Here is a 13036-nt window from a genome sequence, read left to right on the forward strand (position 1 = left end):
TGATATATACGACCAATACCATAGAAGGCTTCAACCGTCAACTGAAAAAAGTAACTAAGGCAAAGTCTGTATTTCCCACTGATGACAGCCTTTTCAAAATGCTGTATCTGGCTATGAAGGACATCACGAAAAAGTGGACCGGTCGCCGACAGGACTGGAGCCGTATCTATGCTCAGCTTGTGATCTACTATGGTGACAGGATATCCGAATAACATTTTCATCTTGACAATCAAATAATCATGTGCTAATATGCAGATAAGACCGACTGCTTTCACAATCGGTCTCATCATATACTCTTTTATTGCACTATTTTTCGTTTACACAGAATTTGGGATTGACTCAGTTTTTAACGGCAGGCAGCGGTTACGCTGGCCTGCCGTTTTCTACATTATCAGTAAGAAAGGAAATATCTATGAAACTCCCAACTTTTTAGTACAGTGAGAATCAGCTCAAAATACTTGAAAACATCAAACCGAGCGGCTGTCTGCCGCTCGGTCAACTTATGATTTATGATAGTTCTGCCGGAGCTTTCTGTTTTTTTCAGATTTTACATCTGATCAAGCTCATTTTGACTTGTTGTTATGACATCTTCGCAGTCGAAAACAACGATCTCTATCTCGGGTGGTGAATACTTATCCATCAATAGACCTCCTTTGTGTTATTCTGATATTATCTGTTCAGGAAGTTGTAGCGTGATCTGCATTAACATACTCATTTGCAGCGATATAATATGCTGTGATAGCCTTCGCCATTTTCAGATTTTTGTCAGATACGCTGTCTTCGTCACTTATGTAATTGTTCATGACACGGTAAACCCATGAAAGTGCGGAGAGTGAATAGTTTTTGTCTTTTAAAGTGATAGTATAGTTTTTCGCAAGCTGATCAGGTGTTATTTCTGTGATCTCAAAATAAGACGGATAAGTCGTTTTATTTACTTTTGTACTTGCTTCCGAAATTAAACTGCCTGATTTTGTTTTAGCAGCAACACCTTTTATGTACAGACGTATAGCCGTTCTCGAATCAAGAACAAGAGAGATCTTAGCTTCATTCGAATCAAAATTCGGAGCATATTGATCAAGCATTCCGAGTCTGATAAGATCATCTTCTGAGATATCGGTCTGTTTAAGGTAAGCCTCAAGTGATTCAGCAAATCCATGGTCTCCCTCATAGAAATAATCAGCGGATGCAGAGCCAAAAACTATTGTTGCTTTTATAAGAGTAAGAGCTTCAGGCTCAGTCACAGTTTTGAGAGCGGATTCAAGATAATCAGAAACTGAATAAGGCTCAGAAGTATAGATCACTTTATCTTTTTTTACCACCTCAGCGACTATTTTTTCGTTCAGGTCTTTTGCGTAAACATGGGCGGTCACACAATATTTGCCGTTCTTCTCGGTGAATTCAACCATCTGTCCGTTTTCAAGACAATTGCCGGTCAGCAAGACCTTGTAATCAGCAGCTTCATATGCTGGGATCGATTCATTAAGATAGAAATTCAGACCAAGAGTGTCGCTGAGAGTTAACGAAATATTATTAATATATTTGAGATGGTCGTCCTCAACAACGAGTGTCTTTCCGTCATCTTCTGTGTAAGTTCTGCCGTTTGTTACAGTCTGAACGTTCTCAACAAGACCATCTTTGATCTCAAATGTAAATTCAGATATTACTGAATACCCTAATGGAGCTGTGTCCTCAACGAGTTTATAAGCACCGTCTTTCAGACCTGTGAACTTAGCACTGTTGCCTTCAAAGCTTACAGATTTCGCGCCGTTCTCAACTCTGATAGCATCCTCGCCCTCACCGATAACTACACCCGTGAGATTTCTATTTTCGTTCATTGCTGTGAGCGTGAACTCTGCATGACCTGATTCCTCAGGAATTTCCTTAGCGCCCAGTGCCTTCTTGTCGATTGTGATTATCGGAGCATCTTCAATGACCATAGTCATGAATCCGATCGCTCTTCCGTTTGAATCTACGACTTTGTCATCAACGTAGGTCCTTCCGTTTGAGACCGCTTCAACTCCGAATATCATACCACCTTTTATAACGAATGTAAACTCGCTTACGACTGAATATCCGATAGGAGCTGTGTCCTCAATAAGTGTGTATTCGCCGTCTGCAAGTCCGATAAGTGTTACTGTATTTCCGTCAAATGTTATTCTGTCAGTACTTTCTGTAATTTCGCTGCTGTTAACGACAATACCCTTCAGATCAGTGCCCTCATCGTTTGCAATGAGAGTAAACTTAGCTTTGCCAGCTTCCTCAGGTATCTCCTTTGCACCAAGAGCCTTCTTATCGATAACGATAGAGCCCTTCTTAACATTAAGGAGATGAGTGTAAGGTCTTGTGCCTATCGTGCGGTCGCCGTTCTTCAATGCAACAGCACCGTTTTCTATGTATATTGTCCTTGGTTCAGCTTTTTCGTAAATAGTAGGTGCTTTTACTTCTTCAAGGATATACTCACCGTCCATGAGTCCTCTGAGTGTCTTAGGATTCTCGTCATTAGTGTTCCATGTTACGGACTCACCAACTTCAAGAGTATCTGCACCCTCTATAACTGTTGCTGCCTTGTCAGAAGCCTTCTTGAATGTCAGCTTCATCTCAGCTCCCTCATGTGTGTCATCGGGAGTTGTATTTTCTTCAACGTCATAGAACTTGTAGAAATCTATCTCGGAAACGTCGTCCTTAATGATGATCTCATTACCGTTCTTTACTGAAGCGCCTGTTGTGTAAGCTTCGTTTACTGATACCTTGCCGTTCTCTACAACAAATACAAATTCGGATTCGACCTTTGTATATCCGTTAGGAGAAGCTGTCTCTCTGAGAACATACTCACCATCAGCAAGGCTTGAGATATCAACACTTCCGCCTGTAAATGAGAGTGTCGTCTTATCCGTTGAGAGAATTGCTGTATTTTCATTTAGTACAGCCTTGTCGTCTGTAGTCTTGGGTTTTATTTTAGCGTCGATCTGTGTGATCTCTTCGTTACCCTTGTCGCAGCGGATAGTGTACTCTGTTCCGTCATCAAGTGTGACAACGTAGATACCGTCATACATACCGCATATAACAAGCTTATCTTCTGCTGTACCACTGTATGTGTAAACGTTCTGTTCAGTGATGTAGTTTATCCACTCATCATTTACTGTTATATGATTGAGTGTCTTACCGCTCAATGTGAACGACTGATTACCGTCGAGAGTGATTTCAACAGACTTGTCATTGTTATCTTCAATGTCGTAATTATCATCAACAAAAGCCTTGATCCTGCTCTTCGCATTATCATTTGTGCCGACAACTGAAATATTGTCCAGTGCCTTGCCGTCTAATCTTGAAAGCTCGAACTCAGCACCCTCGATAATGTTTCTGCCTATGTCAGCCTTGCTGATCTTAACTGTATGGATGTCGTCATAAAGTGTAATTACATTTTCAGTAGTTCCTTCATCGCCGCCCTTGAGAACAAGTCTCTCGTTTCCGTCTTCATCATCTTCAAGATCTACATAGAATACTCTTGAGTCAGCAGTTGACATACCTAATGGAGTCTCTACTTCTTCAAGTTTGTATTCACCACATGGAAGACCTGTAAATATTACGGTGTCGCCTGTGGAATAAAATTCAAATGCTGTTGACGGATCTTCTGCCACATTCTGGATATTGTTTATATCCAACTTGTAAGGAGAAAGCTTTGCATCTGCAATACCTGGCTGTATGCTGCTTCCGTCCTCTCTGAAGAATACTTCGTTCTTAGCACGGACATTGGACATATCAGTAGGAATACCGTCGCTCACACCTGTAAGTCTGAGCTTAGCCCCAACGACAGGTATCTCAACTGAATCGTTTGATTTGCTTGTCTTGCGTACAGTAACTGTGAAGAGTTCATCAACAGCTGTTACCGAAGCATCTTCCCAGTCTGACTTGTTTGCAGTAAAGACATATTCAGGATTGTCGGAAGTAACTTCACCGTTGAAGATAGAAAGCTCTGTCTTCTTAATCTTCTGGTGTCCGTCAGGAGCATATACCTCAGAGAGTTCATACTTACCGTTCGGGAGGCCATAAAGTTTAAGGTCTTCTTCAACTGTCTCCCACAGTATCTCAGTCTCTGAGATATCAGGATTGCCTTCACTAAATTCTTTTCCTTCAAAGTTTGATGTGACTCCGAGGAGATCAGCATCAGTTTTTTCAGGTTCAACAAGTGTGAGCTTAAGCTGTGCGTCGAGCACTCTTTCATCGTTGCTCTCTACATTATATTCTGAACCTGTTGTCTCTTCGATGTGTGTTGTGTCATTTATTTTTCTGAATGTAACGTCATTCTTGACTTCAATAACTTCGTTAATGAAGCTGATAACGTTTGCGCCGCTTGTATTATCAAGAGACAGCCATTCATATTCAGCAGAATCAGCTATGCCATCTGTTATGAACTTAACATCGGTAACTTCAAATACGCCGTCATATTTAGCAAAGAGAAGATTGTTGATATCAACAGCTTCCTTGAAAGTGATAGTCGCTGTCTTGGATGCGTCATCATATACAAAGCTGCACATTTCGTCCTGGAACTTGCCGCCTGAAACGTGAGCGCCCGTAGGTGCAGAAGAATTGATCTTATATTCAACATTTGAAGGTGCTGCGGTCATTGAAGCGATTATCTTCTTTACATTTGCATAACCTATAGTACCGTCAAAATTATCATATGAAATAAGAGTATTTCCATTGCTGTCATCTACGCTGTATCTATGCTTACCGCCGTCAAGATCACGGCCTATTCCCATTTCAAAAGCATTTCTGCCAAGAATAGGTGTAAGCTCTTCTGTAACGGTGAAGTACTGCTTAACACCTTCACGCTCCTTGCTGCAATTATCAGGAGCATATTTCTCTACTATATAATAAGTACCAGGAGCAAAAGATTTGCTAAGTCCAACAGAACCGGTCATGTCAGGTCTGATATTGTCGATGTAAGGAGTTTTATCGTCTTCCTTGAAGATCTGGAGAACAGCACCGCTTATAAAGTTGTTGTCCTGATCTACCTTTGCAATACGTATCCTGCACTCGTCATTCTTGTTTACAATGTTTATGACTCTTCCACTTGGAGAATCAGCATTTATTTTTTCCCATTCGCCCGTATTTGCTTTTTCGTCGCCGAGACGATAGCCGTTTTCAGCAGCGTCTATTTCAAACGGGAGATCTCTTATAGGCTCTCCGTGAGCGATCGAACGCTTGTAGAACACTTCCTTGTCGTCAGCATAGCCCTTTATGATAACGATATCACTTGAAGTGATATCATATCCTTCAGGAGCTTCTGTTTCGATGATCCTGTATACCTTTAACTTATCCGATGCATTTACTGCATAAGGAAGAGCTAATTCCATATCACTTGAACGGAAAGTTGCCTTTACAGTCTCAGCAGAGTCCCATTTCCATGATGATACGCTCTTTGCAATTTCACCATCTTTCGGCATCTTGCTGTAGATGTGGATAGAAGCACCGTTGTAGGTGTATATTTCTTCTACGAAACCGATATTGGCTCCTATGAGAGGCACTCCTTTGGAATCGACCTTGTTCACTGTGAATGCCTGTTCATCAATGAACTCAAGTTTTGTTTTAAGACTGCAGCTTATATTAAGAACTGTGCTTGCCACATCTCCCTTATACTTAACGATGTAGTTAGCAGAGACAGGCTGTATAGCATCTTTTATGCTTGCATCAGCTTCTTCATCAGCATATCTTACAGCAGTAATTGTTCTTTCAGTATCATTATTTACTGTTACTATGATCTTTTTATCATTATATGTAAAAGTGCCGTCATCATTTTCAGTGAGCGGAGATAAGGATGAATCGTAATAAAGCTCATCTTCAACAAATGAAAATCCACTGGGATCCAACTCATTTCCAAGCTTTATGACACTGTTTATAGTACCATCGTTCTCGTTTATCTCAATACTGTATCTGTCTCCGTCAAGTTCATAATAACCGTTTACAGGTTTTACAGATGTGCCGTTATAGACTACGGTGTATACTTTGTCATCAGTATCGATTTCGATAAATTCAAAGTCATCTGCAAGTTCATCATCAGATACGGCAATACCATTTACATAAGCCTTTATGATATTGCCTTCAGCATCGACGTCGAAATCCAATTCATTACCGCCGGCTTTGTAAGTGTTTTGGGCAACAGAAAGCGGTGAAAGCTTTACAGTTTCAATGACATCAGAAAAAGTGTTGTCTTTATAAAGGTTAAAGATAACAGTTTTACAATAATCAATACTATTTTCGTTATCTGACGGATCAATGTAAGTGCCTATATTTCCTTCAACAATCTCGAAACAGTATTCGTTATCAGAAACTGCATATCCGTCAGGTGCTGATATTTCTTTAAGAACGTATCTCCCTGCTTTTGTATAAAGGATATCTTGTCCTGATCCTGCCGAAGTGAGCGTAAGTTCAGGCTCCGTTCCGAGAATACCGTCGGTCACAGGATAAAGGCCAAGTACTGAACCAGCCAAAAAAGCATTATCGTCGTCCTGTATAAGAACGTCAAGCATGCAGCTTATGTCATAGGTGCTTATTGCTGTATCCTCATTAGAGTTCAAAACCGGCTCCTGATTTAGCGGTGGGCTTTGTGTGTCAGCGATAGCGCCTGTAGCAAATGTGTTAGTTAATGCACCGGAATATGCGGTATTTGGTAATGCATAAATAACAGTCAGCAGACCTGAGGTCAGACAGCTTATAAGACGCTTTGTTAAAGATTTCTTCATGTGCATTCGTCCTTTTCATATAGATATTATAGTTCTGTATTATCATATACTTGTTTGTGTGTATGATTTTTTACAGAATCTAATATTAATTATAGCACAACTGCAGGCTGTTTTGCAATACTTTAAAGTGACAAAAATCAAAAAGAATTTTGCGTAACTCTTATACCTGAAAATCTACTGTGCGTTGATGTATCGTAAGCGTCAAATAGACCTTCTCCAATAATTGGCCAGTTTGATGCAGGTACAGCTTCATATTACGGAAGCATCCTTTTGTGACTGCTCTTGTGATAAGGCTTTAAAGCTCTCTTCAGCGAAGAAATTCAGCGTAGCATTTTAATTGTTAAATAAAACAAGTGGTTGACAGTTTTTTGTCAAAAAAACGAGCCCACAAATGCCTGTTTTAAGCCATTTGTGAGCCCTGATTTTTAGACGAGGGGAATTGAAAAAGTAGAAGCACTTTTAGTGATTTTTGCTAAATTGCGAAAATGGCTGTATTTCGCGGTATTTTACGAATTCACTTTTAGCAGCTTCAAGTGTTTTTTGGCAGCTTTTGGTACAAATAAGTGGTAAACAAGTGGTTGGAATACGTTTTTTCCTGAAAAAACGAATCCAAATCGTCACAATTTTCTTCAAAATATTGTATGCCAAAGTCAGCTTTTTGTCACGAATTGTTATCCAGTATAGTATGTCGGATAGGGGAGAGTTTATGATGCAAATTGGCAGGCCAACATCATCGTTGATAAGAGAATTGTGTAGTCACTAACGCTTCAGCGACAAGTATCAGTTTATTAGTTCTGAACAGTTTGCTTTTGATTTCGTCTCGGAGACAAATGTTTTTATAATTCTTTATAATTATTATAACTCATAAGGGAAATCCTTATTAAAATTAGTTCATTACAGTCGTACTAGAACCAATTATAATCATTTCTGCGATTGATTTTATCAAGGGTAGTTCTTTTTGTAATTCTGAATCATCTTTATAAGGTCTATATCTTTCAGAATTCTTCCCGCTTTTGCTATGAACCAAAGCATTTCTAGTAAAGTATATTCTTTTTGCTAAAAGCGTGATTACCCCGTCTGGATTATTCCACGTAATTGTGGGTGCTTTAGCAAAATTAACCTTGGTGTTTTGATAATATGTAGATAATGAGTCGCTAATCTCTTCAAGTTTATTTTTTAGTTCCTCAACATCAACATATTCATTAAGTACATGGAACACTTCCATCCAAATTAGCCCTTGTGTCAGATTAACCGACGAGAACATCGCTTTAATCTTATCTTCAAATCTTGCCCGAAAATCTTCTGTATAAATGCTTGGCAGAATTCGAGCGCCTGCCACTGAACCTGCTCCTTCGGCTAACTGAACTGGATATTTATCACCAAGACCACAAAACTCGATTTGTGAGTTCGTTATCTGAAAGAACACATCCATTCCGGAATTGTTTACCAATTTCTCTATTAATACTTCATGAGAATCCGAATGGTCATATGCAAGCTGATAACCTTCTTTTAGGTCGGTTTCATTATGGCAAATCTTAATACCAACGCTTGCACAGCCATCTGCCGGCTTTACTATTACCGGGAATTGAATCTCACAAGGACTATCAGGTGACCAATTATACTTTGGTGCTACAGGAATATCAAATTTTTGGCACAGCTCTTTGAATTTTCTTTTATTCATTAAGGTGTCCCACTGTTGAAGCGTACAATAGCAAGGTAACCCCAATTCAGCGAGATACTGTGTGGCTTGGCGAATTACTCCTTCATGACTACCTACATATACACCATCAATATTTTTCTCTTTAATCAGATTCTTCATTCCTTCGTGATCAGTCGAATCAACAAAGTAATATTCTTTAAACTTTTTATTGGGATTCTTACCAGTTGTCACAAGTTGAATATCATTTTCTGCTGCAAATGCAAAAAGAATATCAGCCCATGCTGTTCCGCCAAGGACAAGAAGCCTTTTCCCCTTTAATTCGTCAAACATATAGCCATCTCCCTTCTAATCGATTTTAATATTAATTAAGGACTGAGCTTTTTCGCATATCTCAATTGCATCATTGATAGTTTCGCCTTGTGCAATCACGAAACCAATCCTATCAACGCTACTGCCGATTTCACCAAGCGTTTCACCGATATCATGTACGAAGGATATTTCTTCAACACCCGGAATACTCTTTGCTTTCTCAACGCCATCAATGCCTTTCAGAACACCAGCAGGTGTATCAAAATATCTAATGGCAGATCCTTTACACCATTTTGGCTCAATCTATTCTGTCATCCAAAAGTGAGCGTATTTTGTCAAGGGTAGGCACTGTATTTTGTCAAGGTCAGGGTGGATAGGGTGGTGAAAAACAAACTGACACCCCTCCCAGAGATGTCAGTTTCAGATATAAGAGAGCAAATGCTCCCGGCAAAATCCCACGAGGCGCTCGGGTCGCTCCCCAGCGTTGCCCTATCCTCCATCGTGGGCAAAAGCCCGTGGATCAGAAATGAATAGCATTACCAAACACGGTATGATTCACGTTAAATTTCGCCCTGTAAACCGTTACGGTTTTAATCTCTAAAGTGTGGCCGCTAAAGATAATCCTCGAAGAGTTGTGAGTTTTCACATTTCTCTCCGAGGATTATTTTTTATTCCTTAGTATTGTTTTCCAGCATCGTTCCAATACCATCAATACATCGTAATCTGATGTACTCACTGACAGACTTACAGCCTGCTTCTCTGGCTTTTCTTTTGAACAACTCCGCTTCTGCCTCCGTTACCCGGAGGCGTATTACTGTTGAACGTACGGTGGATGGATCCGGTGTTTTTGTTCTCATTGATTTTGGCCTCCTTTTTGGGCATAAGGAATTTCAAACCTTCTCAAAGAAAGTATCCGGATGATTCGGATCAAACTGCTCGTTTGCCCACATGACGGTTACCAGATTCTCTGTCGCTGACAGGTTGATGATGTTGTGTGTGTAACCTGGGAGCATATGAACCGCCTGAATCTTATCTCCGCTTACCTCAAACTCAATGACTTCATCCGTGCCGATCTTACGTTCCTGAATCAGACCATGTCCAGACACAACAATGAAGAACTCCCACTTGCTGTTGTGCCAGTGCTGTCCTTTGGTGATGCCGGGCTTACTAATATTTACAGAAACCTGACCACAGTTAACGGTCTTCAACAGCTCAGTAAAGCTGCCTCTGTCATCGCACTTCATATCAAGGTCGAAGATGGTTTTCTCCTTCGGGAGATATGAGAGGTACATCGAATACAGTTTCTTCTCAAAACTGCCATCAGGAATCTCAGGCATCACGAGAGTTTTTGGCTGGTTGTGGTAAAGATGGAGAAGTTCTACGATATGGCCTAATGTAGCCTTGTGTGTTATAGGAGCATAGCAGTATCTGCCGTTCTCCTGCATCACAGCATTCACTCCGTCAAACTCGCAGTGATGTTCCTTGCCTTCAATAGCATCAAACATCTCCTCAACCAAATCATCGATGAAGAGCATCTCAAGCTCTACGCTCGGATCGTTTACTGTGATCGGCAGATCATTGGCTATGTTGTTGCAGAAAGTACCGACAGCACTGTTGTAGTTAGGTCTAACCCACTTACCCACAAGATTAGGGAAACGGTAAACCATTACTCTGTTGCCTGTTTCGGCTGCGTAAGCAAAGAACAGTTCTTCTCCGGCTTTCTTACTAAGTCCGTACTTAGAAGTTCCGAAGCGGCCTGACAGTGTAGCCTGTATCGAAGAAGAAACCATTACAGGTGCTTTGCTGTTGTGCTTCTTTAATGTTTCGAGGAGTAGTTCTGCGAAGTCACGGTTGCCCTTCTTAAAGTCAGCCGGATCAGTCGGACGGTTCACACCGGCAAGGTTGAAAACGAAATCAGCCTTAGAGCAGTATTCATCAAGTTGCTCTGGGGTTGAGTCGATATCATATTCATAGATTTCATCAATCTGAATATTCGGACGAGTCTTATTCTTGCCGTCACGGATGTTTTTCAGATTCTCGACTAAATTTCTGCCTGCGAAGCCTTTAGCTCCGGTAACTAAAATCTTCATACATCTTTTCTCCAAACCATCTTATTGACCACACCAACATAGGACTGAATGATCTTCACGACCTTATCAGATACATTGATATCAGTATAATCGGGAACAGGAATTGCTCCGCCATTCTTCTCCATCTTGACCATCTCGACAGCAGTATCAACCGCCTGTAGCAGTCCCTTGGTGTCAATACCGGAGAGGATAAAGCAAGCCTTATCAAGAGCTTCTGGACGTTCGGTGCTTGTTCTGATGCACACAGCAGGAATCGGATGCCCAATGCTTGTGAAGAAACTGGACTCTTCCGGTAGTGTCCCAGAATCGGATACAACAGCAAAAGCGTTCATCTGGAGGCAGTTGTAATCGTGGAAGCCAAGCGGCTCATGCTGAATCACACGAGAATCGAGTTTGAATCCAGATGCCTCCAAACGTTTCTTGCTTCTTGGGTGACAGCTATAGAGAATCGGCATATCGTACTTCTCAGCCATCTGATTGATTGCAGTAAACAGGCTTGTGAAGTTCTTTTCAGTATCGATGTTCTCCTCACGGTGAGCTGAAAGCAGGATATACTTGCCCTTTTCCAGTCCTAAACGTGTATGAACATCTGATGCCTTGATAGCATCGAGGTTATCTGTAAGTACCTCAGCCATAGGAGAACCGGTTACATAGGTACGCTCCTTCGGCAGTCCGCAGTCAGCAAGATATCTTCTTGCGTGCTCGGAATAAGCCATATTAACATCGGAGATAATGTCTACGATCCTGCGGTTAGTCTCCTCTGGCAGGCACTCGTCCTTGCAACGGTTTCCTGCTTCCATGTGAAAGATCGGAATGTGCAGACGCTTGGCACCGATAACGGACAGGCAAGAATTTGTGTCACCGAGAACAAGAACAGCATCAGGTTTTAACTCAACCATTGCCTTATATGATGCAGAAATGATATTTCCCATTGTCTCGCCGAGGTCGTTACCAACTGCATCAAGATATAATTCAGGATCATCAAGTCCTAAATCTTTGAAGAACACACCGTTTAGATTGTAGTCATAGTTCTGACCTGTGTGAACGAGGATAGTATCAAAGTATTTACGGCATTTTTTTATGACCGCTGCAAGTCTGATGATCTCTGGGCGAGTGCCTACAATTATCATCAACTTGATTTTTCCGTTTTCTTTCCACTGTGCCATTTTACTTGTTCCTCATTTCTTCAAGTCTTTCCTGTATGTAAGCGAGCGATGCTATCTTAGCCTTTGTTTCTTCAACATTTAAAAGCTTTGTATTATTAGAATTAAACTCAGTGAGAGTCGCTCGTTTGCTGTCGCCTTCCTTAAAATACTTATCATAATTCAAACCACGATTGTCGGCGGGAACACGATAGAAGTCACCCATGTCAATTGCCTTGGCACATTCTTCATTGGTGAGCAGTGTTTCATACATCTTCTCACCATGACGAATACCAATAACTTTGATATCCTCTTTCTTGCCACCAAACAGCTCACAAACAGCTTCAGCCTGAGTTTGAATGGTACAAGCGGGTGCTTTCTGAATAAGAAGGTCACCGTTCTCACCATTTTCAAAAGCAAACAGAACGAGGTCAACTGCTTCTTCAAGCGACATGATAAAACGAGTCATAGTAGGCTCTGTCAAAGTGATAGACTGACCGTTCTGAATCTGATCAATCCAAAGCGGAATAACAGAACCGCGGCTACACATAACATTTCCGTAACGTGTGCAACAGATTTTTGTTTTACCAGACGTTCTGGACTTTGCAATCGCAACCTTCTCCTCAAGTGCCTTGGAAATCCCCATTGCATTGATTGGGTAAGCAGCCTTATCGGTTGAAAGGCAGATAACAGACTTAACACCAGCTTCAACAGCGGCGGTCAGTACATTGTCCGTTCCAACAACATTCGTTCTGACAGCTTCCATCGGGAAAAACTCGCAAGACGGCACTTGCTTCAAAGCGGCTGCGTGAAAGATATAATCTACGCCAACCATGGCACCACGAACAGATTCCAAAGATCTTACATCGCCGATGTAGAACTTAATCTTGTCTGCAACTTCCGGCATAGTAGCCTGGAAGTGATGACGCATATCATCTTGTTTCTTTTCATCGCGGCTGAATATTCTGATTTCACCAATGTCGGTTTTCAGAAAGCGGTTGAGGACGGCATTGCCGAAGCTGCCTGTGCCGCCAGTAATCATTAGGGTTGCATTTTTAAATAATGACATAATATATTTTCCTCCAGCAAATT

Annotated in this window: 8 protein-coding genes and 1 pseudogene; 1 reads left to right on the plus strand and 8 read right to left on the minus strand. The window is 41.2% G+C overall.

Annotation, left to right across the window (positions count from 1 at the left end):
* Nucleotides 1-212, plus strand: a 212-nt coding sequence (locus T488_RS17125; protein ID WP_037297317.1) for a transposase, incomplete at its 5' end; no start/stop codon positions are given.
* Nucleotides 213-677: 465 nt separating this feature from the next.
* Here the strand turns inward: T488_RS17125 and T488_RS0106185 are convergent.
* The 8 genes and pseudogenes from T488_RS0106185 to T488_RS0106210 form a co-directional block, all read right to left on the minus strand.
* Nucleotides 678-6125 carry an MSCRAMM family protein gene (locus T488_RS0106185; RefSeq protein ID WP_196243277.1) on the minus strand — a complete coding sequence of 1816 codons (5448 nt, stop codon included), beginning with the start codon at nt 6123-6125 and terminating at the stop codon, nt 678-680.
* Nucleotides 6126-6302: 177 nt separating this feature from the next.
* Nucleotides 6303-6749, minus strand: a pseudogene (locus T488_RS20330) (prealbumin-like fold domain-containing protein); the annotation flags it as partial.
* An 880-nt stretch (nt 6750-7629) separates the two neighbouring features.
* Nucleotides 7630-8733, minus strand: coding sequence for a hypothetical protein (locus tag T488_RS0106190; protein ID WP_028520043.1), 1104 nt, complete (start codon nt 8731-8733; stop codon nt 7630-7632).
* Nucleotides 8734-8748: 15 nt separating this feature from the next.
* Nucleotides 8749-9015 (minus strand): hypothetical protein, encoded by a 267-nt coding sequence (locus T488_RS20335; protein WP_196243279.1) that lies wholly within the window; start codon nt 9013-9015, stop codon nt 8749-8751.
* 365 nt (nt 9016-9380) lie between these two features.
* Nucleotides 9381-9569 carry a plasmid mobilization protein gene (locus T488_RS0106195; RefSeq protein WP_028520044.1) on the minus strand — a complete coding sequence of 63 codons (189 nt, stop codon included), beginning with the start codon at nt 9567-9569 and terminating at the stop codon, nt 9381-9383.
* A 33-nt stretch (nt 9570-9602) separates the two neighbouring features.
* Nucleotides 9603-10802 (minus strand): NAD-dependent epimerase/dehydratase family protein, encoded by a 1200-nt coding sequence (locus tag T488_RS0106200; RefSeq protein ID WP_028520045.1) that lies wholly within the window; start codon nt 10800-10802, stop codon nt 9603-9605.
* The gene (gene wecB, locus T488_RS0106205; protein WP_028520046.1) at nt 10799-11968 is read right to left on the minus strand and encodes a non-hydrolyzing UDP-N-acetylglucosamine 2-epimerase; all 1170 of its coding nucleotides are present in this window, start codon (nt 11966-11968) and stop codon (nt 10799-10801) included. Before wecB ends, T488_RS0106200 begins: the two co-directional genes overlap by 4 nt.
* A gap of 1 nt (nt 11969) precedes the next feature.
* Nucleotides 11970-13013: a polysaccharide biosynthesis protein gene (locus tag T488_RS0106210; RefSeq protein ID WP_028520047.1), complete on the minus strand. Its 1044-nt coding sequence runs from the start codon at nt 13011-13013 to the stop codon at nt 11970-11972.
* Nucleotides 13014-13036: the final 23 nt, after the last annotated feature.

Source organism: Ruminococcus flavefaciens ND2009 (genome assembly GCF_000621785.1).
Taxonomy (GTDB): Bacteria; Bacillota; Clostridia; order Oscillospirales; family Ruminococcaceae; genus Ruminococcus; species Ruminococcus flavefaciens_C.

Excerpts from the sequence above, each read along its gene's own strand:
- T488_RS0106190 (WP_028520043.1), bottom strand. The coding sequence starts at position 8,733 with ATGTTTGACGAATTAAAGGGGAAAAGGCTTCTTGTCCTTGGCGGAACA.
- T488_RS0106195 (WP_028520044.1), bottom strand. The coding sequence starts at position 9,569 with ATGAGAACAAAAACACCGGATCCATCCACCGTACGTTCAACAGTAATA.
- T488_RS0106200 (WP_028520045.1), bottom strand. The coding sequence starts at position 10,802 with ATGAAGATTTTAGTTACCGGAGCTAAAGGCTTCGCAGGCAGAAATTTA.
- wecB (WP_028520046.1), bottom strand. The coding sequence starts at position 11,968 with ATGGCACAGTGGAAAGAAAACGGAAAAATCAAGTTGATGATAATTGTA.
- T488_RS0106210 (WP_028520047.1), bottom strand. The coding sequence starts at position 13,013 with ATGTCATTATTTAAAAATGCAACCCTAATGATTACTGGCGGCACAGGC.